We start from the raw sequence: 25,471 nt of genomic DNA on the forward strand, positions 1-25,471 counted from the left end.
CCGTTACACCTTTTCCACGTTCACGAGGAAGGCCTTAAACTCCGGCGTCTGCGTGTTCGCATCACCGACGAACGGCGTCAGGGTGTTCGCAATGAACCCTTTCTTCGCCACGCCCTCATAACCCCAGTGAATCGGGATGCCGATGGTATCCACCTGCTGACCGTGAACGTTCAGCGTGCGAATACGCTTGGTCACCACCGCCTTGGCTTTGATGTAGCCGCGGTTAGAGGAGACCTTCACGGTATCGCCATGGGCAATGCCGAGTTTGTTCGCCAGCTTCTCGCCGATCTCCACAAACTGTTCCGGCTGCGCGATGGCATTCAGCAGCGCGTGCTTGGTCCAGTAGTGGAAGTGCTCGGTCAGACGGTAAGTGGTGCCGACATACGGGAACTTGTCCTTTTTACCCAGCGCTTCAAAATCGCTCTTGAAGATACGGGCTGCCGGGTTAGAGACCACGTTCGGGTGCAGCGGGTTAGTACCCAGCGGCGTCTCAAACGGCTCGTAGTGTTCCGGGAATGGCCCTTCCGCCATCTTATCGATAGCAAACAGACGGCCCATCCCTTCAGGCTGCATGATAAACGGCCCGACATCGCTGCCTGGTGCGGCAGTGCTGTAGTCCGGAATATCCACGCCGCCCCATTTCGCGCCGTCCCACTTCAGAAGCTGACGCTTCGGATCCCACGGGTTGCCCTGCGGATCAGCGGAGGCACGGTTATAGAGGATGCGGCGGTTAAGCGGCCACGCCCATGCCCAGCCCAGCGTATTACCGAGGCCCGACGGGTCGGCGTTATCGCGGTTGGCCATCTGGTTGCCTTTCGGCGTCCAGCTCCCGGCAAAGATCCAGCAGCCGCTTGACGTCGTACCGTCATCGCGCAGGTGCGCGAAGGTGCTGAGCTGATCGCCTTTCTTCGCCAGCACCGCACCGGTCGCCGGGTCGATAACGTCCGCCAGCGCTTTACCGTTGCTCTCCATGGCCACTTCTTCCGGCGCTGGGTTTTCCGGCGTCGAGTAGTTCCAGGTCATGTTCAGTACCGGCTCAGGCGTTGCGCCGCCCTCAGAGGCGTACATCTTACGCAGGCGTAAGAAGATGCCGGCCAGGATCTCGCCGTCATTCAGGGCGATGCCCGGGGCGTCTGCGCCTTTCCAGTGCCACTGCAACCAGCGGCCGGAGTTGACGATAGACCCGTTCTCTTCCGCGAAGCAGGTGGACGGCAGACGGAACACTTCGGTCTGAATCTTCGACGGATCGACGTCGTTCGACTCACCGTGGTTCTGCCAGAACGTCGACGTTTCGGTATTGAGCGGGTCAATCGTCACCAGGAACTTCAGCTTCGACAGAGACTCGACAACCTTGTTCTTGTTCGGGAACGACGCCACCGGGTTAAAGCCCTGGCAGATATAGCCGTTGACCTGGCCCTGGTGCATCATTTCGAAGTACTGAAGTACGTCGTAACCTTTGTCCCACTTCGGCAGCCAGTCAAAGCCCCAGCTGTTTTCCGCCGTCGCCTTGTCGCCGTAGAAGGCTTTCATCAGCGAGACGAAGAACTTCGGATAGTTGCCCCAGTAGTTCACCTGGCCTTCGAGCAGCGGTTTTGGCGTGCTGGCCGTCAGGTAGGTTTGCAGGTCAGTCTGTTTCTCGCTCGGCAGGTTCATGTAACCCGTCAGGCTCTGAGACAGCAGGCCGAGGTCGGTCAGACCCTGAATGTTGGAGTGACCGCGCAGGGCGTTCACGCCGCCGCCTGCCATCCCCATGTTGCCGAGGAGCAGCTGAACCATCGCCATGGTGCGGATGTTCTGCGCGCCGATGGAGTGCTGCGTCCAGCCGAGCGCATACAGGAACGACGCGGTTTTATCTTTCGCGCTGGTTTCCGCAATCAGCTCGCACACCTTCAGGAAATCCGCTTTCGGCGTCCCACAGATGTTTTCGACAACCTCCGGCGTGTAGCGGGAAACGTGCTCTTTCAGCAGGTTCCACACGCAGCGGGGGTGTTGCAGGGTGGTGTCGCGCTTCGCAAAGCCGTTTTCGTCCAGCTCGTAGTTCCAGCTGGTTTTGTCGTACTTGCGTTTTTCGGCGTCGTAACCGCTGAACAGGCCATCTTCGAAGTGGTAATCCTCACGCACGATCAGGCTGGCGTTGGTATAGGCTTCGGTGTACTCGCGGTTATATTTTTCGTTGGTCATCAGGTACAGCAATACGCCTGACAGGAAAGTGATGTCAGTACCTGAACGAATAGGGGTGTAGAAATCCGCCACTGACGCTGTACGCGTAAAGCGGGGATCGATCACAATCAGCTTCGCGCCGTTGTGGATTTTGGCTTCCATCGCCCAGCGGAACCCGACAGGGTGCGCTTCAGCGGCGTTACCGCCCATCACCACAATAAGGTTGGCGTTCTTGATGTCGACCCAGTGGTTGGTCATCGCACCGCGACCAAATGTTGGAGCAAGACTTGCTACCGTTGGTCCGTGTCAGACACGCGCCTGGTTGTCGACCGCGAGCATACCGAGTGCGCGCGTAAATTTCTGGGTTAAATAGCCGGTTTCGTTACTGGACGCTGAAGCACACAGCATGCCGGTGGAGAGCCAACGGTTAACGGTGGTGCCTTCGGCATTCTTCGCGATAAAGTTGGCATCGCGGTCTTCTTTCATCAGCTTAGCGATGCGATCGAACGCTTCTTCCCAGCTGATTTGCTGCCATTTGTCAGAGCCGGGAGCGCGATACTCAGGAAACTTCAGGCGGCTTTCGGAGTGGATAAAATCTACCAGACCGGCCCCTTTCGGACAGAGTGCACCACGGTTTACCGGGTGATCCGGATCGCCTTCGATGTGGAAAATAGATGCTTTGGCGTTTTTCGCACCGTCGCCGAGGCTATACATTAACAGCCCACAGCCGACGGAGCAGTACGTACAGGTGTTACGGGTTTCGCGGGTGCGCAGCAGTTTATACTGCCGTGTTTCCGCCAGCGCTACACCGGGCGCAAAGCCCAGTGCCGCCGCCGTGGTGCCTGCCATACCGCCAGCGCAGATCTTAAAGAACTGCCTTCTGCTGACCTGCATGGGTCACTCCTTGGTTCATTACGACATTGCTATGTAGTTTTACTTTGCGGTTGAGAATTAACCGCAAAGGAGAAAAATTTGCGTTAATCCCTCATTTCTCCGAGGGATAAGCCCAGAATACCACAATGTCGGTACGCCTGTTCCAACGGGGTTAAAACAAAGTGAACGTATTATCACGGCATTGATTATAAAATGTGATATAAATCACATTTTAACCTGTGCATGTTAAAGAGGTGTAGCAGGTGATCGGTTGCACCCCTCCGTATTGAGTAGGAGAATGGTTGCTGAAAAGTTGATCCATACTATGCGTAAGGCCTGCCGTTTGTGTTGCAATAGCAGGCTCACTTCCGTGGTTGTTCAGGAATACCGTTGTGTCTAAACAAAACCGTGTTGCCCACGCGTCGCCACTGCCTGCGGGTATTGTGGAACTGTCGGTACACAGACCGCCTCACATTTCACATGCCACGCCGGATTTTCTGGCGGAAGAGGTCCCCGTTGCCCTGGTTTACAACGGTATTTCGCATGTGGTGATGATGGCCTCGCCGAAAGATCTGGAGCTGTTCGCCATAGGTTTTTCCCTCTCGGAAGGCATCATTGCGCATCCGCAGGAGATCTACGGCATGGATGTGGTTCATGCCTGTAATGGTCTTGAAGTGCAAATCGAACTCTCCAGCCGCCGCTTTATGGGGCTGAAAGAGCGCCGCCGGGCGCTGGCCGGACGTACCGGCTGCGGCGTGTGCGGCGTTGAACAGCTTAACGATATCGGCAAACCCATTATCCCGCTGCCGTTCACCCAGACGTTCAATCTGGCGCACCTTGATCGGGCGCTTGAGCACCTGAACGACGTGCAACCCATCGGTCAGCTCAGCGGCTGTACCCACGCGGCGGCATGGATATTGCCGTCAGGCAACATTGCCGGCGGTCATGAAGATGTGGGCCGCCACGTCGCGCTGGATAAGCTGTTAGGTCGCCGCGCTCGGGAAAGCAACGTCTGGCAGCAGGGCGCGGCGTTAGTCTCCAGCCGCGCCAGCTATGAGATGGTGCAAAAGTCCGCCATGTGCGGCGTGGAAATTCTGTTTGCGGTGTCAGCGGCAACCACGCTGGCGGTGGAAGTGGCGGAGCGCTGCAACCTGACGCTGGTGGGGTTCTGCAAGCCGGGTAGAGCAACTATTTACACCCATCCGCAGCGATTGATAGTTGATCAGTAATTTTGAATGAGTATAGCAAATCCTTCCGCTTTTAGTTGTTCATGATGAGGTCTAATATTTATCTCATCAAGGCACGGCGCCTTATCTAAACAACTTAACGAAAGGGTTTATCTCATGAAAAGCATCAAAACTTTTGTCGCAGTAATCGCTCTGGCTACCTCTTTTGGTTCTTTCGCTGCGCAGACAGTGACCGCATCCGCCTCTACCCTGGATGGTGCAGAAGCTAAAATCGCTGCACAGGCTCAGGAAGCGGGCGCGTCATCCTACAAAATTACCCAGGCATTCACCGGTAACCGCGTACACATGACCGCTGAACTGAACAAATAATTCCGCTATACCGTCGAAAGAGCGCCCCTGGGGCGCTTTTTAGTTTATGCCTGCCAGACGCAGCAGTGCGGTCACCACCGCCGCCGCGACGATCACCACAATTAACGGCATTTTGCGCCAGGCCAGAAACACCGCGAACCCCACGCCCAGCACACGTGCCATCCCGGCAAAATGGTCCCCTTCATAAAACGTTGTCGCCAACGCGACGGAGAACAGCAAAACGGTAGCCGCGTCTGAAAGCAGCGCCTGCGACCGTTCTGAAAGCGCCAGCCGGTTGCCAAGTTTCGCTCCGCCAAGACGCATCAGATAGGTTCCGGCAGAAAGAATGGCGATGCCGAGAATAAAGACCGTCATGTTTTCCATTATTTTTTCCTCGCGGCAAGGCCGAGCAAAGAGAGCAGCACCGGCAGACCCACCGGCGCAAACGGTACGGCGGCCAGCGACAACACTGCGCCGCTACAGGCGCGGATCAGCGTGGTACGGTTTTTAAATGCCGGCACCACTAACGCCAGCAGGATCGCCGGGAACACCGCGTCCAGCCCGATGGTTTCCGGGTCTGGCAGCAGCTTGCCGACCATCGCCCCCAGTACCGCCCCCAGCGGCCAGATAATTGCCACGCCCAGGCCGCACAGCCAGTAGGCCGCTTTACGCTGCTCGGCGGTTTTTTGCGAAAGGCCGAACACCACGCTTTCATCGTTCATAATATGACAGCCCAGAAAGCTCAGGCCGCGCTTGCCCACCAGGTCACGCACCGTTACGCCGAACGGCACATGGCGTGCGTTTACCAGTAAACCGGCCGCGGCCGCTGCCAGCGGATTGCCGCCGCTTGCCACGATGCCAATAAACATAAACTCGGATGCGCCTGCCAGCACCGTGAGGGAGAGGACAAACGGCACCCACAGCGGGAAACCGTAGGCCATCGCCAGTGAGCCATAAGACATGCCGACTACGCCCACCGCGAGGCAGACCAGGACGATCGCTTTTATCGTGTCGCCTTTCAGACAGGAGAGGTGTTTCTTCATACCATTTTAGCCATATCGAACGTATTTCCATTATAATGAACGCATCAAAATCGTTTTACAAGGCGAACGATTCGTTCGTTATAGAGAGAAAGAGGCCGTTTTTATGACGCAGCCAATCAGCGTGATCGCCAAAAGCCTGGTACGAGAACGCCTGCGAACCGGGCTCTCACTGGCGGAAATTGCCCGCCGTGCCGGGATCGCCAAATCCACGCTTTCACAACTGGAGTCTGGCAACGGCAATCCTAGCCTGGAAACGCTGTGGTCGCTTTGCGTGGCGCTGGATATTCCGTTTGCCCGGTTACTGGAGCCGCAGCAACCCGTCACGCAGGTGATCCGCCGCGGCGAGGGCACAAAAGTCGTCGCCGGGCAGGCGAACTACGAGGCGATTTTGCTCGCGGCGTGTCCGCCGGGCGCGCGTCGTGATATCTATCTGCTGCTGACTCAGCCGGGGGCAGACCGTATTTCCCAGCCCCATCCGCCTGGTTCGGTTGAGCATATTATCGTGACCCAGGGGCGGGCGATGGTCGGTCTGATCGACGCGGCGGAAGAACTCGGCCCGGGAGATTACATTTGCTACCCTGCTGACCAGCCGCATATCTTTAAGGCGCTGGAGCCCGATACGCACGCGCTGCTGGTGGCGGAACAAAACTAAAGAAGATACGGAAAATCATGTCGCTTAAAGCCATTGCCAAAGAACTGGGGCTGTCTGTTACCACCGTCAGCCGCGCCCTCAACGGATATGACGACGTTTCTGCTGAGACGCGCGCCCGCGTGGAAGCGGAGGCCCAGCGCCGTGGCTACCGACCAAATACCTTTGCCCGTCGCCTGAAGATGGGCAAAATCGACGCCGTCGGGCTGGTATTTCCGGTGCATCCTGTTCCGCTCAATAACAGCGTTTTTATGGACATGGTCGGCGAAATTAGCCACGAACTGGCGCGACATGAGATTGACCTGCTGCTCATCGCTGACGACGATCTGGCGGACAAACACAGCTATATGCGCATGGTGCAGAGCCGACGCGTGGATGCGCTGATAGTGGCGCATACGCTGGATCACGATCCGCGTCTTGAGCAGCTTCAGGCCGCCGGGTTTCCGTTTCTGGCGCTAGGCCGCAGCCAGCTCCCGCAGCCGTACGCGTGGTTCGATTTCGACAACTATGCCGGTACGTATCAGGCCACCCGCTGGCTGATCGAGAAAGGCCATCAGCGCATTGCGCTGCTGGGCGAAAGCAACAACCAGGCATTCATCACCCAGCGCCGCCAGGGCTACCTGGACGCGCTGCGGGAAGCCGGACTTTCCAGCGAATGGCTGCGCGCCATGCCTCCTTCGCGCCGCGTGGGTTATGCCACCACGCAAGAACTTCTCTCCCTGCCGCAGCCGCCCACGGCCATCATTACCGACTGCAACACCCACGGCGACGGCGCAGCGATGGCCCTGGCGCAGATGGGACGCTTAACCGGTGAAAATGCCGTCTCGCTGGTGGTCTATGACGGCTTACCGCAGGACAGCATTGTCGATATCGACGTCGCGGCGGTGATCCAGTCTACCCGTCAGGGCGTCGGGAAACAGATTGCCGATATGGTGCGCCAGCTGATTAACGGCGACGACATTGACACCCTTCAGGTGCTCTGGCAGCCAGAATTCTCCCCAGGCCAGACGGCCTAATCACACGAAAAATTCCAAACCCGATCACAGATCCGAAACGTTTTGGTTTGTATCCGAAACGTTTCGGATCAAAACTCAGGACATCCCGATGACAGGAGATGTCCGATGCAAGATGCCATTTTTCGACTTGAAAGCAATACGGTTGACGTGGTGCTAAAAACCCACCCGTTCGCCGAAATTCTCTACTGGGGGCCGCACCTTCAGCACTTCTCGCCGCAGGATGTCCTGAGTATTGCGCGCCCGATTGCTAACGGCAGGCTGGACGTCGACTCCCCCGTCACGCTGATGGCAGAGCTGGGGCATGGGCTGTTTGGCTCGCCGGGCATCGAGGGGCATCGCCAGGGGCTGGACGGATCGCCGGTATTTAAAACCACGCAGGTGCAGCAGGCGTTAAACGCCCTGACAATCACTGCTGAAGACGAGCATGCAGGCTTGCGCCTGACCAGTGAAATAACGCTGGATGCCAGCGGCGTACTGGTGGTGCGCCATGGGTTAACCAACCTGAAAACGCTGGCGTGGCAGGTGGATCGCTTTGCCGTGACGCTGCCGGTGGCCGAACGCGCGCAGGAGGTGATGGCCTTCCACGGACGCTGGATCAGGGAGTTTCAGCCGCACCGCGTTACGCTTGAGCACGACAGCTTCGTGATTGAAAACCGCCGGGGTAAAACCTCCCACGAACATTTCCCGGCACTGATTTCAGGTACGCCGTCATTCAGTGAAATGCACGGCCACGTCTGGGGTGTGCATCTGGGCTGGAGCGGCAACCACCGCCTGCGCGCAGAGGCGAAAACCGATGGCCGCCGTTATATGCAGGCCGAAGCGCTCTACCTGCCGGGTGAAATGGCGATTGAAGAGGGGGAAACGCTCTGGACGCCACGCCTGTATGCCAGCCACTCCCCGCACGGGCTGAACGGCATGAGCCAGCAGTTCCACCGCTACCTGCGCGATAACGTTATCCGCTTCCCGGAAGATAAACCGCGCCCGGTGCATCTCAACACCTGGGAGGGGATCTACTTCGACCACGATCCGGACTACATCATGCGCATGGCCGACGAGGCCGCAGCGCTGGGCGTGGAGCGCTTTATCATTGACGACGGCTGGTTCAAAGGCCGCAACGACGACCACGCCGCGCTGGGCGACTGGTATCTGGACGAGAAAAAATACCCGAACGGCCTTAAGCCGGTAATCGATCACGTTAAACAGCTCGGCATGGAGTTTGGTATCTGGGTTGAGCCGGAGATGATTAACCCGGATTCCGATCTGTACCGCGCGCACCCTGACTGGGTGCTGGCGCTGCCGGGCTACGCCCAGGCGACCGGGCGACATCAGCTGGTGCTCAATCTTAATATTCCGCAGGCCTTTGATTATCTGGTCGAGCGCATGAGTTGGCTGCTGGGCGAACACGCGGTCGACTACGTGAAATGGGACATGAACCGCGAGCTGGTGCAGCCAGGGCACAAGGGCAAAGCCGCCGCCGATGCCCAGACGCGCCAGTTTTATCGCCTGCTGGACGTGCTGGGCGAGCGTTTCCCGCACATTGAGTTTGAATCCTGCTCCTCCGGCGGCGGGCGAATCGATTATGAAGTGCTGACCCGCTGCCACCGCTTCTGGGCGTCCGACAATAACGACGCGCTGGAGCGCAACACTATCCAGCGCGGCATGAGCTACTTCTTCCCGCCGGAGGTGATGGGGGCGCATATCGGTCATCATAAATGTCACGCTACCTTCCGCCAGCACAGCATTCAGTTCCGCGGGCTGACGGCGCTGTTTGGTCACATGGGGCTGGAGCTGGATCCGCTCACCGTCGACGCGCAGGAGCGTGAAGGCTATCGACATTACGCCGCGCTGTATAAGCGGTGGCGCGGGGTCATTCATCACGGCACCCAGTGGCGCGTGGATATGCCGGACGCCACCACCCTGGCGCAGGGTATAGTGAGCGAAGACAAGACGCAGGGGCTGTTTTTGGTCAGCCAGCTCGCGATGCCGGATTACACCCTGATGATGCCGCTGCGCATGCCGGGGTTAGACGCCAGCGCGCAGTACCGCATCACGCTGCTCGATCACCCGAACATTCAGATTACGGGCGAGGGCGGGCACACCATGCGCAAGCTGCCGGCGTGGATGGACGCGCCGCAAACGGTAAGCGGTGAATGGCTGATGCAGGCGGGTATTGCGCTGCCGATTCTGGATCCGGAAACCACCATTCTGATTGGTGTGGAACGCGTGTAAGGGTGACGGGCCGGGCAACCGGCCCTCCGTTGAGGATAAAAATAATGAACACAACAACCTGTACCCACAAAGACAACCCTAACTTCTGGATCTTCGGGCTGTTCTTCTTTCTCTACTTCTTCATCATGGCCACCTGTTTTCCGTTCCTGCCGATCTGGCTGTCGGACATCATCGGCCTGAACAAAACCCATACGGGGATTGTTTTCTCCTGCATCTCGCTGTCGGCCATTGCCTTCCAGCCGGTGCTGGGGGTCATTTCGGACAAGCTGGGGCTGAAAAAACATTTGCTTTGGATCATTTCGGTGCTGCTGTTCCTGTTCGCGCCGTTCTTCCTGTACGTCTTCGCCCCGCTGCTGAAAACCAATATCTGGCTGGGGGCGCTGAGCGGTGGGTTGTATATCGGCTTTGTCTTCTCAGCGGGTTCGGGGGCGATTGAGGCCTACATTGAACGCGTGAGCCGCAACAGCTTTTTTGAGTACGGCAAGGCGCGCATGTTCGGCTGTCTCGGCTGGGGGCTGTGCGCCTCAACGGGCGGCATCCTGTTCGGCATCGATCCGTCGTATGTTTTCTGGATGGGATCGGCGGCGGCGCTGTTGCTAATGCTGCTGCTGGTGGTCGCGAAACCGAAGCCCAACCAGACGGCGCAGGTCATGAACGCCCTGGGCGCGAACCAGCGGCAGATCACTGCTAAAACCGTGTTCAACCTGTTCCGCCAGCGCAGAATGTGGATGTTCATCCTGTACGTGATTGGCGTGGCCTGCGTATATGACGTCTTCGACCAGCAGTTTGCTACCTTCTTCAAAACCTTCTTCGCCACGCCGCAGGAGGGGACCCGCGCCTTTGGTTTCGCCACCACAGCGGGGGAAATCTGTAACGCGATCATCATGTTCTGCTCGCCGTGGATCATTAACCGCATCGGTGCGAAAAACACGCTGCTGATTGCCGGGGTGATCATGGCGACGCGCATTATCGGATCGTCGTTTGCCACCACCGCCGTGGAGGTGATTGCCCTGAAGATGCTGCACGCGCTGGAAGTCCCGTTCCTGCTGGTGGGGGCATTCAAGTACATCACCGGGGTGTTTGATACGCGCCTGTCGGCCACCATCTACCTGATTGGCTTCCAGTTTGCCAAACAGTCGGCGGCGATTTTTCTCTCCGCCTTTGCCGGGAATATGTATGACCGGGTCGGCTTCCAGGAGACGTATCTGATACTGGGCTGTTTCGTGCTGGCGATCACGGTGGTGTCGGCGTTTACGCTGAGTGGCAGGCGGGAGATTGCTGCTACCGCTGGGGCAGCAGCGTTAACACATCAGTCCAGGTAAAACACCTCGTTCAGCGCCGCACTCACCGGGCTGTTGTCAGGGTTAGACGGCATAACGTCAGCCATATGTTTCCACCAGCGCTGGCAGACGTCGGTATTCGCTACCGCGTTCCAGCGCTCCTCCGATTCAATCTCCACGGTTGCAAACAGCAGGTTGCGGGCTTTGTCGAGGTAAATGGCGTAGTGGTGCGCACCGTGGGCTTTCAGTACCGCCTCCAGCTCAGGCCAGATCGGGTTGTGGCGACGCGCGTACTCCTCGTGCGCGTCCGGGTTTACCTGCATCACAAACGCTTTGCGGATCATAAAGCCTCCAGGTACAGCTCGCGGACCTCATCGCGGCTGGCGGTGCGCGGGTTACACGGCGCGCACGGGTCTGCGAGAGCTTTATCCAGCCAGCCTTCAATATCGGCTTTGGTCACGCCGAGCTGGCTAAATCCGGACGGAATGCCGACCCGGGCGCTCAGGTCGCGAATCGCCTGAATGGCTGACATGCTGGCCGCTTCATCGCTCATGCCGCGCGTGTCAACGCCCATCGCCTGCGCCACGCGGGCAAATCGGGCAACCGCGTTCGGGCGGTTAAAGTTTTCGATGATCGGCAGCAGAATGGCGTTGCACACGCCGTGCGGCAGGTTGTGCGTCGCGCCCGGCTGGTGCGCCAGGGCATGCACCAGCCCCAGACCGGCGCTGTTAAACGCCATGCCCGCCAGATACTGACCAAAGGCCATCTGCTCGCGCGCTTCCAGGTTGTGACCGTCGTCGACCGCTTTCGGCAGCCAGAGGTTGATCAGGCGAATCGCCTCCAGCGCGTTGGCATCGGTCAGCGGGTGCGCGCCGACGGACACGTAGGCTTCAATCGCATGAGTCAACGCATCCATGCCGGTTGCGGCGGTCACGGAGGCGGGAATATCGAGCATCACGCTGGCATCGTCCACGGCGATATCCGGGATGATGTTCGGGTCGATGATCACCTCTTTCACCTGCCGCGCGGAGTCGATGATCACCGCGTTGCTGGTCATCTCCGCCGCCGTGCCTGCGGTGGTGTTGATCGCCACCAGCGGCACGCCCGCGTTTTTCACCTTGCCGACGCCAGAGTAATCGGTTGACGGACCGGGGTTGGCGGTGAGGATTTTGATTGCCTTGGCGGTATCAATCGGGCTGCCGCCGCCAAAGGCAATCAGGTAATCACACTCCGCATCCTGATATGCCGCATAGCCTTTTTGCACCAGCGCTTCCGTCGGATTCGGGAATACCTCATCGAACAGGTGATACGACATCTGATGGGCGTCGAGCGCGGTAAACAGGCTGTCGAGCAGGCCCAGCTTCACCAGCTGACCGTCGGTGACAATCAGCGCTTTTCCCCACTGTTTGTTTGCCACCAGATTGACCATATCGCCGATCGCGCCCGCGCCGTGCAGGCTGATTTTGGGGAGTGCCAACATAAAGCTCATGATAATTCTCCTTAATTACTGTGAATTTTATGCCCGGCGGCGCTGCGCTTGCGCGGGCCTACGGTTAAGCAGGCCGGGTAAACGCAGTGCCACCCGGCTATGAGATCCGTCTTCGCTGCATAATCCGGCGGGTAATAATCGGCAGCGAAATCACCACGATCAGCATCGCGCCGATAATCACCGACATCACAATGCCGGGCACGTTGAGCAGGCTCAGGCCGAAGGTCACCAGCCCCATCAGGAAGGCGGCGATAATCACGCCCACCATGCTGCCGGACCCACCGAGAATATTGACGCCGCCGAGCACCGCCATCGTCACCACCGCCAGCTCCCAGCCCATCGCGATGGTCGGACGGGTGCTGCCCAGACGCGAGGTGAGCAGCACCGACGCCAGGCCGGACATCAGCCCCACCAGCGCGAAGAGGATCAGGTTGTGGCGCTTCACGTTGATGCCGGAGTACCACGCGCCGGTCGGGTTGTTGCCGATGGCGTAGGTGCGGCGGCCAAAGTTGGTACGGTGCAGCACAAAGGCAAACAGAGCGGCCAGGACGATAAACAGCGCGAACTCAAACGACAACGCGCCCCAGACGTAGCCCTGGCCGAACCAGGCAAAGCTCTCCGGGTAGCTGTTCAGCGCCTGGTCCCCGAGCAGGATGTAGGTGATCCCGCGGTACAGGCTCATGGTGCCGATGGTGATGACGATGGACGACAGGTTAAAGCGCGTCACCAGAATGCCGTTGAACAACCCGCACAGTAGCCCGACGCCTAATCCCACGCACACCAGCAGTGGCGTATCGACGCCCGCCGCCGCGCAAAAGCCCATCACCGTCGAGCTGAGCGCGATGGTGGAGGCCACCGACAGGTCAATTTCCCGGGCGATAATCAGCATCGCCATCGGCAACACAATGATCGCTTTTTCCGTGAAGTTGAACGTCGCGTCGGAGAGGTTCCAGATATTGAGGAAGTAGGGCGAGGCGAGCGCGTTCACCACAAACACCGCCAGCGTCACCGCCAGCAGGAAGCCCTCCCAGCACAGCAGACGCTGGAAGATGCCCGGCGCAGAAGTGGGTTTGAACTCTTCAGATGTCATCATTTTACTCATGGTTTCACCGCCAGTTTCTGACGTGCCAGCGCCGCGTCGCGCAGGATCAGCCTGCCTTTGCGCTTGTTGCCGCGCTCGTTCAGCAGCACAGCGATGACAATGACCGAGCCGGAAATCGCCATCTGCCAGAACGGGGAGACGCCGATCACCGGCAGGGCGTTGTTGATGACGCCAAGGAACAGCGCCCCGAACAGACAGCCGAGCACGCGGCCGGTGCCGCCCATGGTGCTGATCCCGCCAATCACGCAGGCTGCCACCACCTGCAATTCAAAACCGTTAGCGACGTCAACATACGCAACGGCAAAGCGCGATATCCACAGGTAGCCGCAGAACCCGGCCAGCAGACCGGAAAGGCAGAAGCTGATGAACTGCATTTTCCCGGCGTTGATCCCGGTGTAGTACGCTGCCGTGGCGTTACCGCCTGCGGTGTAGAGCGCCCGTCCGGTGCGGCTGTAGCGCAGGAAGTAGCCCACCAGCAGCAGTACGGCGATGGCGCACCAGCTCAGCACCGGCAGGCCCAGCACTGACGCACGCGGCAGGCCGAGGAAGTCTGCACCCATCTGGTTGGAGTTCACCCAGCCGCCGCCGGAGAGCAAAAAGATCATTCCGCGGTAGATGCTCATGGTGCCGAGTGTTACCACAATCGCCGGAATGCCCAGCTTCCACACAAGCAGGCCGTTTATCGCGCCCATCAGCAGCCCAAGCGCGCTGGCGAGGATCAGCAGCGCCCAGACGGGCACGTCCGGGTAATGGAAGTTAATCAGGGCGACAATCATCCCGGTCAGGGCCAGATTGGCCGCCATCGACAGGTCGATGCCTTTAGTGAGCAGCACCATCATCTGCCCGAGCGCGAGGACGATCAGAATGGCGGTGTCGTTAAACATCTCCACCAGGTTGCCCGGCGCGATAAACGATGGCACGCGGCTGCCAATGGCGACGATCATCAGGATAATCACCGCGCCCAGCAGGGCTTCGCGGTGTTTTAAGAGTGAGCTAAGCATTTATGCCGCCTCCTGTTTTGCACCGCTGGCGGCGCTGACGATGGTTTCCGCCGTCGCGTCTCCCGCCTGGTATTCGGCCACCATCAGCCCCTCGTGCATGACGATAATGCGATCCGCCATGCCCATCACTTCCGGTAGTTCGGACGAGACCATAATCACCGCCAGCCCCTGACTGACCAGCTCGGACATAAACTGATGAACGGCTGCCTTTGAGCCGATATCGATGCCTTTTGTTGGCTCATCGAGGATGATCACGTCAGGGTGCGTCGCCAGCCATTTGCCGATCACCACCTTTTGCTGGTTGCCGCCAGAGAGGGTCTCCACCGCCTGCTTCCAGCTGAAGGCTTTCACTTGCAGGCGTTTGGCGTACTCGTTCGCCAGTTTCCATTCACGGTCGTCATGCAGCACGCCGTTCGGATTGAGCGTGCTAAGCTGAGGCAGGCTGATGTTCTGGGCAATCGGCAGGGCGATAATCGCCCCCTGTTTCTGCCTTTCTTCCGGCACGCAGACAATACCGGCTTTGATCGCATCCGCAGGCTGGCGGAAGCGCCGGGGCTGTCCGTTGAGGATAATTTCCCCGGACGATGGCCGCGTGACGCCGGAAAGCGCCTGCATCAATTCGGTACGCCCGGCACCCACCAGCCCGTAAAAGCCGAGGATTTCCCCTTTACGCAGGGAGAACGAGATATGCGCAAACTCGGTCGGATGGCAGAGGTTTTGCACCTCCAGCACCGTCTCGCCTTTTTCGCAGTCGATTTTCGGGAAGGTTTGGGTAATGGCGCGCCCGACCATCATCGACACCATCCGCTCCTCGGTGATCTCATTTATTGCCCCTGCACCAACGAACACGCCGTCGCGCAAAATGGTGTAGTGATCGGCCAGCTCAAAAATCTCGTCGAACTTGTGGGAGATAAACAGGATGGCTTTTCCCTCCTGCTTTAAGCGCTCCACAATCTGGTAAAACTCGAGGATTTCATGCTGCGACAACGCCGCCGTGGGTTCGTCGAGGATCACCACCTGCGCCTCAAACGACAGCGCGCGGGCAATCGCCACCATGTGACGCTGGGCGATGCTTAGGGTTTTCAGCGTTGCGCGCGGGTCGATTTGCACCTCAAGGCGGGCGAGAATAGCCTGCGCCCGGCGGTGCATTTCCGGCCAGTCGAGCTTTTTCAGGAAGCCTTTGTGAAGGTACTGACCAACAAAGATATTTTCGGTGACCGAGAGTTCATCAAACAGGACGGTTTCCTGGTGTATGGCGGTGATACCCATTTTATGCGCCGACTCCGGCGTTGGAAGGTGAACGGGGATCGCCTTGTAGAGAATTTCGCCCTCGTCGGGCTGGTATATGCCGGTCATCACTTTGACCAGCGTCGACTTGCCCGCGCCGTTTTCGCCGATAAGCGCCGTCACTTTGCCGGGCCACAGCGCAAGCTGCACGTTCTCAAGAGCACGTACGCCGGGGAACACCTTGGTGATGCCAGAAAGCTGTAGCAATGGGGTCATGATAGTTCTCCGTTTGGTTCACCCTCACCCCGACCCCCTCCCTTTGGGAGAGGGCTAGGGTGAGGGGGGAAAGGATCAAAAGATTTTCGAGAACTTATCAATATTGCTGGCATCGTAGACGAACGGCTCGGCCATCGCGCCGTTGCCGTCCGCATCCAGCTTCACTTTGCCCAGTTTGCCCATGCTGGCCTCACCTTTCGTGGCCGTGCCTTTCACCAGATCGTCCGCTAAGTAAGTCGCGGCATAGCCCAGGTCAATCGGGTTCCAGATGGCAAAGCTCTTGCTCGCGCCGGATTTCACCGCGCCCGCCATCTCAGACGGCAGGCCTAAACCGGTGACGTACACTTTGCCAATCTTGCCCTGGTCCTTCACCGCCTGCGCGGCAGCCACAATGCCCACGGACGACGGCGAGACGATGACTTTCAGCTCCGGGTAGGTTTTCAGCAGGCCGACCGCTTCGCGGTAGCTTTTGTCAGAGAGATCGTCTCCGTAGGCCACGGTCACCAGATTGACGGACGGGTACTTCGGCAGCACCTTTTTCATCTCCGCAATCCAGGTGTTCTGGTTGGTGGAGGTTGGCGTGGCGCTCAGCACCGCTACTTCGCCCTTCTCCACGTTCAGCGCTTTCAGGGCATCGGCGGCGAGCTTGACGTTGGTTTCGCCAATCAGGGCGTTATTGGACGGGTTGAGATGGATCTGACGCCCGGCTTTCGCCACCCCGGAATCCCACGACACAACCTTAATGCCGCGCTGCATCGCTTTTTTCAGCACCGGCACGACGGCGTCCGGATCGTTCGCGGAAATTGCGATCGCATCCACGCCCTGGGCGATCAGCCCGTTCAGCACCTCGATCTGCGCTTCCGCCGTGGTGGTGGTCGGGCCGGTATAAATCACTTTTACATCGCCTAACTCTTTGGCCGCCTCCTGCGCGCCGACGTTCGCTGCCTCGAAGAATCCATTCCCTAAGGACTTCGCCACCAGGGCGATTTTCACTTCTGCTAAAGCGGAACCGGACAACGCCAGAGCGGCAACGGTGAGGATCAAGCTTGCTTTTATTTTCATTGCTTTTACTCCACTGACTTGAATTAGTTGTAGGGATTGCAGGTGGTTTTCGCCCCGTCTCGGTGAGCGGGGCGCGATGTTGTTATTGGTACAGATCTAACGCCGACTGCATCGGGGTGACGCCAAAGCGTTTGCCCAGGGCAATCAGCTCTTCCCGGGTGATGGTCTGCTTCATGCTGCCCATGGAATAGACCTTCACCAGCACCTCCGCGGATTTCTCGGCGGTGTCGATCAGGCCGAAGGTTTCATCCAGTGTCGGGCCGCTGCCGAAGACGCCGTGGAACGGCCACAGCACCAGTGAGTGCTTCTGCATGTCCGTCGCGGTCGCCTGGCCGATTTCGTCGGTACCCGGCACCATCCACGGCAGAATGCCGACGCCGTCCGGGAACACCACCAGACACTCGGTGCTGCCTTCCCACAGTTTGCGGGTGAAGAAATCAGAATTATTTTCCAGCACGTAGGTCAGGGCGATCAGGTTGGTGGCGTGGCAGTGCATGATTACGCGGTCCTTGCCATTGGTCGCCTTGATGCGCTCGCAGTGGGAGAGGAAGTGCGCCGGCAGTTCGGATGTCGGTACCGCGTCGTCCGTCAGTCCCCAGAGAATGTGGTAACCCGCGCCGTCGCTGTCCACCTTCACCACGCCGAGGTTGGCTTCCGGGTCCAGCTGTACGTTGCGGAAAAACTTCCCGGAACCGGTGACGATAAACGGCGTGTTGGCGAGCAGCGGCATCGGCTGGCTCAGGGCGATATAGCGCGGCTTCTGGTGGAAATCGGAGGCAAATGGCTCGATATCCGCGTCGTCCAGGCGTAGCGTCAGGTTGCCGCCGTTGCGCTCATCCCAGCCCTTCAGCCAGGCGTCGGAGGTGGCTTTGATCATGCCCTGGACGAACCAGGAGGTGGTGATGGTCTGCATACTGTAGTTCCTTTGAAAATGCCGGGTGGCGTTACGCTTACCCGGCCTGGTCTTATCTGTAGGCCCGGCAAGCAACGCGCCGCCGGGCGATGTTTTTTACTGACGAGCGGCAAGAACCTCTTTCTCATACGCCCGCACGTTATCCAGCCACTGGCTGCCCGCAGGTGCATCGTGACGCTGGCAGTACATCTCCCACACCGCCTGCCACGGCAGGGATTTCTGCTCTTCCAGCAGCGCCAGGCGCGCGGTGTAGTCGCCGTTTTCTTCCAGCTGTTTCAGGGCGGCGACAGGCTCCAGCAGCGCGCGCAGCAGGGCTTTCTTCATGTTACGGGTGCCGATAACCCACGCCGCGATGCGGTTGATGGAGGCGTCGAAGAAGTCGAGGCCGATATGTACGCGGTCAAAGAGGTTGTGGCGGATGATTTCGCTGGCAATGGCCTGGGTTTCGTCATCCAGCAGCACCACGTGGTCGCTGTCCCAGCGCACCGGGCGGCTGACGTGCAGCAGAAGGCGCGGCACGTAGAGCATGGCGGCGGAGATCTTGTCGGAGATGACTTCCGTTGGGTGGAAGTGGCCAGCATCCAGGCACAGCGCGGTCTGGCGGCTGGTGGCATAACCCATGTAGAACTCGTTTGAGCCCACGGTGTAGCTCTCTGCGCCAATGCCGAACAGCTTGCTCTCGACGGCGTCGATGTGGTGCGCCGGGTCCAGCTTCTCGCTGATGGCTTCATCCAGCGCGGCCAGCAGGCGCTGACGCGGGGCCAGTCGGTCTACGGTGATGTCCTTCATGCCGTCCGGGATCCAGATATTCATTACCGATGGCGTGCCAAGCTGCTCGCCAAAATAAGCCGAGACGCGGCGGCTGGCTTTGACATGGTCGATCCAGAACTGGCGGATTTCATCGTTGGCATGCGCAAGGGTAAACCCGTCCGCGCTCAGCGGGTGCGAGAAGCAGGACGGGTTAAAATCCAGACCCAGCCGGTTGGCTTTCGCCCACGCCACCCAGTTCGTAAAGTGTTCCGGTTTGATTTCGTTACGCGCGACCGGCTCATCGGATTCGAGATAAATGGCGTGCAGGTTCAGGCGCTTTGGCCCGGGGATCAGGCTCAGCGCCAGCTCCAGATCCGCACGCAGTTCGGTGGCGTTGCGCGCTTTGCCAGGATAGTTACCCGTGGCCTGAATACCCCCCGTCAGGGAACCGCCCGGGTTCTCGAAACCGGCGACATCATCACCCTGCCAGCAGTGCATGGAGACGGGCAGACGATCGAGCTGGCGCAGCGCCTCTTCGACATCCACGCCGACGGCGGCGAAACGCTGTTTAGCCAGATCCCAGGCTTGTTCAAGTTGAGTGGTCATGCGCAAAGCTCCTTAGTCAGTCGTTTTTGCTGAAACTGCGCCCGGTAGCGGGCAATTTCATGGCAGGGATGGGGGGTGAAGGTGGTCAGGCTGTTATTCGCCGTCACCACCGAACGGAAATCGTCGACGTTGGACAGTTCGTCCAGGGTCATCAGCTGAATGCCGATATTGCCGAGCGTGGAGGCTTCAATCGGACCTGCCACCACGGTAATGCCGCATGCATCCGCGCAGAGCTGGTTCAGCAGTTGGTTCTGGCAGCCGCCGCCCACGATATGCAGTTGTGTGAACGGTTTGCCGCGAAGGTCAGCCAGCTCGCTCAGGATGTCGGCATACAGCAGGGCGAGACTGTCAAAAATGCAGCGTGCCAGCTCGGCGGGGCGGGAAGGTACCGGCTGCCCCGCTTCAAAACAGGCGGCCTGGATTTCGGCGCTCATGTGCGCCGGGTTGATAAAGCGGTCATCGTTCGGGTTAATCAGGAAGGTACAGGCCTTCAGCGTTTCGGTTTCGGCGATAAGCTCGGGCAGGTCGGTGATGTTCTGCTCTTTCAGCACCCGCTGGAGCAGCCACAGGCCCATGATGTTCTTCAGCACCCGGTAGCGCCCTTCGGCACCGCCTTCGTTGGTGATGTTCGCGGCCAGCGCGGCATCGCTGGTGTAGGGCGTTTTGCTCTCAAAGCCCATCAGCGACCAGGTGCCGGATGAGAGGTAGGCCGCATCTTTGCCGGCGAGCGGCGAGGCAATGACCGCGCTCGCGGTGTCGTGGCTGGCGACGGCGACAACGGGGATTTTATTCCCCTGCGGGCAAAGCCAGTGGCCGATCACATTGCCCGGATGGGTTGGCGCGCCAAACCAGGACGGCGAGGCGCCCGTCCAGGCCAGCAGATGTTCATCCCAGTTATCGGTGTTGATGTTGACCAGCTGCGTGGTGGTGGCGTTGGTGTATTCCCAGTTCATGTTGCCGGTCAGACGGTAGCTTAAGTAGTCCGGGATCAGCAGCGCATGCGCCACCTTTTCGACCAGCTCTGGCTGTTGCTCAACCAGCGCGCGCAGCTGATACAGCGTGTTAAACGGCAGAAACTGAATGCCGCTGCGACCATAGATGTTCTCCTTGCCAAGCTGGGCGATGGCGTGCGCCATTAGCCCATCGGTGCGGCTGTCGCGGTAGGAGACGGGCAGGCCGACGCGTTCGCCGTGACGGTCCAGCAGTACGTAATCCACACCCCAGGTATCAATGCCGATACTGTCGATGCGAATACCGTCTTCGCAGACGTTGTGAAGTCCGGTGCGGATCTCTGCTTCCAGGGCGTCGATATCCCAGGTAACAAAACCGTCCTGTTTTTGCAGACAATTGGCGAAACGGTGCATTTCGCGAAGCGTAAGGGTGTGCAGGTCGCAGTCCCAGGTGGCGAGCATTACACGGCCGCTGGATGCGCCTAAATCGACAGCCACACAATGGCGAAAAGTCATGGTCGGGTCCTTTCTTAAGTCATTAGCGAGGAGTGTAAGAAAGGGAAGAAATAGCCACCTTCTCGCCACTGACAGCCCAAATCTCGCGCTGGCAAGAAAGCAAAGATGAACGTGAGGGAGTTCACAGTTTCCAGTAATGGCGGGGTTTGCAGGCAGTGTGACGCTGACCGCATTTCCCGATCTTTCCGCCTGTTTCTTGAAAAACCGACAGCTTTTGCGCGGTTTGCTGTCAAAAATTTAAGGTGAGCGTGAAAGGCCTTAATTACTATTTTGAGAACTTTTCTCATTGGTGGGGGCCGTTATGACCGTACTGCACAGCGTCGATTTTTTTCCTACGGGGGCTTCGCCGGTCGCGATTGAGCCACGGCTGCCTCAGGCTGCGTTCCCGGAGCATCATCATGATTTTCATGAAATTGTGATTGTTGAGCACGGAACGGGCATCCACGTGTTTAACGGTCAGCCGTATACCATCAGCGGCGGTACGGTGTGCTTCGTGCGCGATCACGACAGGCACCTGTATGAACATACCGACAACCTGTGCCTGACCAATGTGCTCTATCGTTCTCCGGATGCGTTCCAGTTTCTTTCCGGGCTGAATCAGCTGTTGCCGCAGGAGAAGGACGGCCATTATCCGTCGCACTGGCGGGTGAATCAGTCCACGTTGCAGCAGGTGCGTCAGCTGGTGAGCCAGATGGAGCAGAGCGAGGATGGACAGGAGACGCACGCCATTGCTACCCGCGAGCTGCTGTTTATGCAGCTGCTGGTGCTGCTGCGGCGCAGCAGCCTGGTGGAAGGGCTGGAAAATAACGACGCGCGCCTGAATCAGCTGATGGCATGGCTGGAAGATCATTTCGCCGAAGATGTCTGCTGGGAAACGCTGGCGGATGACTTTTCGCTCTCGCTGCGCACGCTGCATCGTCAGCTCAAGCAGCATACCGGCCTGACGCCGCAGCGTTACCTTAACCGTCTGCGCCTGATCAAAGCGCGTCACCTTTTACGTCATACCGACGAAAGCGTCACCGATATCGCCTATCGCTGCGGTTTCGGCGACAGTAACCACTTTTCGACGCTGTTTCGCCGGGAGTTTAGCTGGTCGCCGCGCGATATTCGTCAGGGGAAAGACGCGTTGCTTCAGTAACGCGAGGGCAGTCACCGTTTTTTTGCTGCAAAAAGGCTAATAATGTCCGGTTATTCGCCGTAGAGGTTGTGGTGTGGCTGCTCAGCTCATTCTTCGCAAAGATGATTTTTTTGCCTCCGCGAGTCAGGCCGTCGCGGTGGCCGACCGCTACCCGCAAAACGTCTTCGCCGAGCACACCCACGAGTTTTGCGAGCTGGTGCTGGTGTGGCGGGGCAATGGCCTGCACGTCCTCAACGACCGTCCCTACCGCATCACGCGCGGAGACCTGTTCTACATCCGCGCTGAAGACAAACACTCCTACGCCTCGGTTAACGATCTGGTGTTGCAGAACGTCATCTATTGCCCCGACAGACTTAAACTGAATGTCGACTGGGCGGGCAATATCCCCGGTTTTCATAATGCCAGAGGCGAACCGCACTGGCGCTTAAGCAGCAACGGCATGGCTCAGGTGCGCCAGACGATTTCCCAGCTGGAGCAGGAGAGCCAGAAGAGCGATCCGGCGGCTAACCAGATGTCGGAGCTGCTTTTCGCCCAGCTGGTGATGACCCTGAAGCGCCATCGTTACGCTACGGATAATCCCTCTGCCACCATGCAGGAAGCGCTGCTGGATAAGCTCATCACCCGGCTTGCGGGCAGTCTGAACAAGAGTTTCGTGCTGGAAAAATTCTGCGAGCAGGAGCAGTGCAGCGAGCGCGCGCTGCGCCAGCAGTTCCGCACCCAGACGGGGATGACGGTCAACCACTATCTGCGCCAGCTGCGCATCTGCCACGCCCAGTACCTGTTACAGCATACGGAGCTGATGGTGAGTGAAGTGGCGATGCGCTGCGGCTTTGAGGACAGTAACTACTTTTCGGTGGTGTTTAACCGTGAGGTGGGGATGACGCCGGTTCAGTGGCGTCATCGCAGTCGAAAGGCAGCGTAATCAGTTCGCCATGCCGAGGCCGACGATATTGGCCGCAATGATAATCACCACGCAGCCCAGGCTCAGCACGCCAACCGGACGACGCCCGGCGTTGTTCCACTCTTTCAGCACCAGCCCAACCAGCCCGCCGCACAGCACGTAGAAGCTCATGTGCAGCATCCAGCTCATGTAGTCATACTGCGCCGGAATACTGGCGTGACCCCAGGCGTAGAAGAAGAATTGCAGATACCACATCAGGCCGCCAAGGGCGGAGAGCAGGACGTTGGTGACGATCAGCGGTTTTGCCAGCGAGAAGTCGGCTTTTACCGACAGGTTGTTCACTTTTGCCAGACGAATAAAGCAGAAGCCGAGGTTTACCAGCGCGCCGCCGCCCATGATCACCACGTAGCTTGGCAGGGCAACGTACAGCGGATCGACGCCCAGCGCCGCAGCGGCGTCGTGCATCGGTTTGGCGGCATTCATGGCGAACGACATGCCCGCCGAGAAGACGCCGCACATCACCGCCAGCAGCAGCCCTTTCTTCAGGTTGAACTCTTCGGCTTTGATGCCCATCTTGCGTTCTTTCAGCTGGCCCGCGCGGGTGACGATGCCCACGCCGATCACCGCCACCAGCACGCCCAGCAGGGTCATTCGCCCTCCCTGGGTGTTGATCAGCACATCGAAGTTGCCGTTGAGGATTGGCGTCATCAGGGTGCCAACAATCAACGTTATGCCAATCGCGATGCCAATCCCCATCGACATGCCGAGGTAGCGCATGGTGAGGCCGTAGTTGATATTACCGATGCCCCACATCGCGCCGAACAGGAATACCGGCAGCAGGGTGGAGGCGTTGAAGGAGGAGAAGTAGCCCCAGAAATCGGGCAGCAGCATGGCGCTGATTGTCCAGGGCAAAATCAGCCAGGACACGGTACCGCCAACGGACCACATGGTTTCCCATGACCAGCCTTTCACCTTTTTAAACGGGGCATAGAAGCAGGCTGCACTGGCCGCGCCTATCAAATGCCAGAAGATACCCATCGTAATCGCATGATTCATTTTTACATCCTCATCGTTTTTATAGCCGGAGGCTTCCCGCCGACTTGATGAGTGTAAAAATGAGGCGGTTTGGGAACCTTCAGAAGGTTGCCGCACTTTTGTTCAGGATGGCAATCAGCACGTTAAACACGTGAGCAGACTCTCAATTTTGTCATTTATCAAAAACCGAATAACCTTATAAAAACTACGGCATTGATAATCATTTTCAATATCATTTAATTAACTATAATGAACCAACTGCTTACGCGGCATTAACAGCTGTGCCGCCCGACAATAATGGAGAGGATTATGAGTTATACACTGCCATCCCTGCCGTATGCCTACGACGCACTGGAACCGCATTTCGACAAGCAGACGATGGAAATCCATCACACTAAACACCACCAGACCTACGTGAACAACGCGAACGCCGCGCTGGAAAGCCTGCCTGAGTTCGCTAACCTGCCTGTTGAAGAGCTGATCACCAAGCTGGACCAGCTGCCAGCGGACAAGAAAACCGTGCTGCGCAACAACGCGGGCGGTCACGCTAACCACAGCCTGTTCTGGAAAGGCCTGAAAACCGGCACCACCCTTCAGGGCGACCTGAAAGCGGCTATCGAGCGTGACTTCGGTTCCGTTGACAACTTCAAAGCGGAATTCGAAAAAGCCGCTGCAACCCGTTTCGGCTCTGGCTGGGCGTGGCTGGTTCTGAAAGGTGACAAACTGGCGGTCGTTTCTACCGCTAACCAGGATTCCCCGCTTATGGGTGAAGCTATCTCTGGCGCATCCGGCTTCCCAATTCTGGGTCTGGACGTGTGGGAACACGCTTACTACCTGAAGTTCCAGAACCGTCGCCCTGACTACATCAAAGCCTTCTGGGACGTGGTGAACTGGGACGAAGCAGCAGCGCGTTTCGCCGCTAAAAAATAAGGTTGCATTGACGCCTGTGAGAAGCGAGTCTGATGACTCGCTTTTTTTGTATCTGAAGGAGTGGAGATGCATTACCCGGTGAATGTGTTTACAGGCAAGGTAAGGGAGTACGAAGGCAGCCGCCCGAGTGCCATCGCCAAAGTGCAGGTCGACGGTGAGCTGACGTTGACCGATCTCGGGCTTGCGGGTGACCAGCAGGCTGAAAAGAAAATCCACGGCGGGCCCGATCGCGCGCTGTGCCATTATCCGCGCGAGCACTATCAGCACTGGAAAACCGAATTTCCTGAACAGGCTGACCTCTTCGTCGCCCCCGCGTTTGGCGAAAATCTCTCAACGGAGGGGCTGACGGAGAAGAACGTCTTTATCGGCGATATTTACCGCTGGGGCGATGCTTTGATTCAGGTCACCCAGCCGCGCTCACCGTGCTTTAAGCTTAATTACCATTTCGGCATTCAGGATATGTCGGCCCAGTTGCAAAACGCGGGTAAAACCGGCTGGCTGTATCGCGTTGTGCAGGCGGGACAGGTTTCGGCGGATGCGCCGCTTGAGCTGGCTTCGCGTTTGAGTGAGGTGTCGGTGTACGAGGCCTGCGCAATTGCCTGGCATATGCCGTTTGATGACGATCAGTATCACCGTCTGCTGTCAGCGGCGGGATTATCCACCAGCTGGACCAGAACGATGCAGAAGCGGCGGATAAGCGGCAAGATCGAGAGCAGTTCGCGGAGATTATGGGGGAAATAGTTCCCGCAGAAAGTAGGCCGGGTAAGGCGAAGCCGCCACCCGGCACATA

At 58.5% G+C, this 25,471-nt stretch carries 23 protein-coding genes; 10 read left to right on the top strand and 13 right to left on the bottom strand.

Annotated features, from left to right (window positions below; all coding sequences use genetic code 11):
• Positions 1–3: 3 nt before the first annotated feature.
• The gene (gene fdnG, locus CU081_RS04320) at positions 4–3,054 is read right to left on the bottom strand and encodes a formate dehydrogenase-N subunit alpha (RefSeq protein ID WP_086527948.1); all 3,051 of its coding nucleotides are present in this window, start codon (positions 3,052–3,054) and stop codon (positions 4–6) included.
• Between the two features lie 371 nt (positions 3,055–3,425).
• On the opposite strand from fdnG, the gene fdhD reads away from it, so the two are divergent.
• Both fdhD and CU081_RS04330 read left to right on the top strand, forming a co-directional pair.
• Positions 3,426–4,262, top strand: coding sequence for a formate dehydrogenase accessory sulfurtransferase FdhD (gene fdhD / locus CU081_RS04325; RefSeq protein WP_003861964.1), 837 nt, complete (start codon positions 3,426–3,428; stop codon positions 4,260–4,262).
• Positions 4,263–4,376: 114 nt separating this feature from the next.
• Complete coding sequence (locus CU081_RS04330; RefSeq protein WP_003861966.1) at positions 4,377–4,589, top strand: DUF1471 domain-containing protein; 213 nt, start codon at positions 4,377–4,379, stop codon at positions 4,587–4,589.
• A 39-nt stretch (positions 4,590–4,628) separates the two neighbouring features.
• Here the strand turns inward: CU081_RS04330 and CU081_RS04335 are convergent, their stop codons facing one another.
• Together CU081_RS04335 and CU081_RS04340 are read right to left on the bottom strand one after the other, a co-directional pair.
• Positions 4,629–4,952 (bottom strand): AzlD domain-containing protein, encoded by a 324-nt coding sequence (locus CU081_RS04335; protein WP_003861969.1) that lies wholly within the window; start codon positions 4,950–4,952, stop codon positions 4,629–4,631.
• On the bottom strand, positions 4,952–5,611 hold the full coding sequence (locus CU081_RS04340) for an AzlC family ABC transporter permease (protein ID WP_022652076.1): 660 nt from the start codon (positions 5,609–5,611) through the stop codon (positions 4,952–4,954). Before CU081_RS04340 ends, CU081_RS04335 begins: the two co-directional genes overlap by 1 nt.
• Before the next feature lie 103 nt (positions 5,612–5,714).
• Here CU081_RS04340 and CU081_RS04345 point away from each other — a divergent pair, with 103 nt between their 5' ends.
• The 4 genes from CU081_RS04345 (at position 5,715) to CU081_RS04360 (ending at position 10,827) form a co-directional block, all read left to right on the top strand.
• Positions 5,715–6,263 carry a helix-turn-helix domain-containing protein gene (locus CU081_RS04345; RefSeq protein WP_003861973.1) on the top strand — a complete coding sequence of 183 codons (549 nt, stop codon included), beginning with the start codon at positions 5,715–5,717 and terminating at the stop codon, positions 6,261–6,263.
• A gap of 17 nt (positions 6,264–6,280) precedes the next feature.
• A complete protein-coding gene (locus tag CU081_RS04350; protein WP_003861974.1) occupies positions 6,281–7,276 on the top strand; it encodes a LacI family DNA-binding transcriptional regulator in 996 nt (331 codons plus the stop codon).
• A 105-nt stretch (positions 7,277–7,381) separates the two neighbouring features.
• Positions 7,382–9,505 carry an alpha-galactosidase gene (locus CU081_RS04355; RefSeq protein WP_022652075.1) on the top strand — a complete coding sequence of 708 codons (2,124 nt, stop codon included), beginning with the start codon at positions 7,382–7,384 and terminating at the stop codon, positions 9,503–9,505.
• Positions 9,506–9,549: 44 nt separating this feature from the next.
• Positions 9,550–10,827, top strand: coding sequence for an MFS transporter (locus CU081_RS04360; RefSeq protein WP_003861977.1), 1,278 nt, complete (start codon positions 9,550–9,552; stop codon positions 10,825–10,827).
• Here the strand turns inward: CU081_RS04360 and rhaM are convergent.
• The 9 genes from rhaM to rhaB all read right to left on the bottom strand — a co-directional run bounded on the left by rhaM (position 10,815) and on the right by rhaB (position 20,677).
• Entirely contained in the window at positions 10,815–11,129 is a 315-nt protein-coding gene (rhaM, locus tag CU081_RS04365) for an L-rhamnose mutarotase (protein ID WP_022652074.1), read from the bottom strand. The two genes, CU081_RS04360 and rhaM, sit on opposite strands and share 13 nt — an antisense overlap.
• Positions 11,126–12,274 (bottom strand): lactaldehyde reductase, encoded by a 1,149-nt coding sequence (fucO, locus tag CU081_RS04370; protein WP_022652073.1) that lies wholly within the window; start codon positions 12,272–12,274, stop codon positions 11,126–11,128. The genes rhaM and fucO overlap by 4 nt, the downstream gene beginning before the upstream one ends.
• A 97-nt stretch (positions 12,275–12,371) precedes the next feature.
• A complete protein-coding gene (locus tag CU081_RS04375; protein ID WP_003861982.1) occupies positions 12,372–13,376 on the bottom strand; it encodes an ABC transporter permease in 1,005 nt (334 codons plus the stop codon).
• A complete protein-coding gene (locus CU081_RS04380) occupies positions 13,373–14,377 on the bottom strand; it encodes an ABC transporter permease (protein WP_022652071.1) in 1,005 nt (334 codons plus the stop codon). Before CU081_RS04380 ends, CU081_RS04375 begins: the two co-directional genes overlap by 4 nt.
• Complete coding sequence (locus CU081_RS04385) at positions 14,378–15,880, bottom strand: sugar ABC transporter ATP-binding protein (protein ID WP_003861985.1); 1,503 nt, start codon at positions 15,878–15,880, stop codon at positions 14,378–14,380.
• A gap of 75 nt (positions 15,881–15,955) precedes the next feature.
• Entirely contained in the window at positions 15,956–16,942 is a 987-nt protein-coding gene (gene rhaS / locus CU081_RS04390; protein WP_003861987.1) for a rhamnose ABC transporter substrate-binding protein, read from the bottom strand.
• A gap of 82 nt (positions 16,943–17,024) precedes the next feature.
• The gene (gene rhaD, locus CU081_RS04395) at positions 17,025–17,855 is read right to left on the bottom strand and encodes a rhamnulose-1-phosphate aldolase (protein WP_022652070.1); all 831 of its coding nucleotides are present in this window, start codon (positions 17,853–17,855) and stop codon (positions 17,025–17,027) included.
• 96 nt (positions 17,856–17,951) lie between these two features.
• Complete coding sequence (rhaA, locus tag CU081_RS04400) at positions 17,952–19,211, bottom strand: L-rhamnose isomerase (protein WP_003861990.1); 1,260 nt, start codon at positions 19,209–19,211, stop codon at positions 17,952–17,954.
• Entirely contained in the window at positions 19,208–20,677 is a 1,470-nt protein-coding gene (rhaB, locus tag CU081_RS04405; RefSeq protein ID WP_022652069.1) for a rhamnulokinase, read from the bottom strand. The genes rhaA and rhaB overlap by 4 nt, the downstream gene beginning before the upstream one ends.
• 301 nt (positions 20,678–20,978) lie before the next feature.
• Here rhaB and rhaS (CU081_RS04415) point away from each other — a divergent pair, with 301 nt between their 5' ends.
• Together rhaS (CU081_RS04415) and rhaR are read left to right on the top strand one after the other, a co-directional pair.
• Complete coding sequence (gene rhaS, locus CU081_RS04415) at positions 20,979–21,815, top strand: HTH-type transcriptional activator RhaS (protein WP_022652068.1); 837 nt, start codon at positions 20,979–20,981, stop codon at positions 21,813–21,815.
• 73 nt (positions 21,816–21,888) lie between these two features.
• Positions 21,889–22,737 (top strand): HTH-type transcriptional activator RhaR, encoded by an 849-nt coding sequence (gene rhaR, locus CU081_RS04420; RefSeq protein WP_022652067.1) that lies wholly within the window; start codon positions 21,889–21,891, stop codon positions 22,735–22,737.
• Here rhaR and rhaT read toward each other — a convergent pair whose 3' ends face one another.
• Entirely contained in the window at positions 22,738–23,772 is a 1,035-nt protein-coding gene (gene rhaT, locus CU081_RS04425) for an L-rhamnose/proton symporter RhaT (RefSeq protein ID WP_022652066.1), read from the bottom strand.
• Between the two features lie 288 nt (positions 23,773–24,060).
• On the opposite strand from rhaT, the gene sodA reads away from it, so the two are divergent.
• Both sodA and yiiM read left to right on the top strand, forming a co-directional pair.
• Positions 24,061–24,681, top strand: coding sequence for a superoxide dismutase [Mn] (sodA, locus tag CU081_RS04430; protein WP_003861999.1), 621 nt, complete (start codon positions 24,061–24,063; stop codon positions 24,679–24,681).
• A 66-nt stretch (positions 24,682–24,747) separates the two neighbouring features.
• The gene (gene yiiM / locus CU081_RS04435) at positions 24,748–25,422 is read left to right on the top strand and encodes a 6-hydroxyaminopurine reductase (RefSeq protein WP_003862001.1); all 675 of its coding nucleotides are present in this window, start codon (positions 24,748–24,750) and stop codon (positions 25,420–25,422) included.
• Positions 25,423–25,471: the final 49 nt, after the last annotated feature.

Origin of the sequence: Enterobacter sp. CRENT-193 (genome assembly GCF_002787395.1) — a bacterium.
GTDB lineage: Bacteria > Pseudomonadota > Gammaproteobacteria > Enterobacterales > Enterobacteriaceae > Enterobacter > Enterobacter hormaechei_C.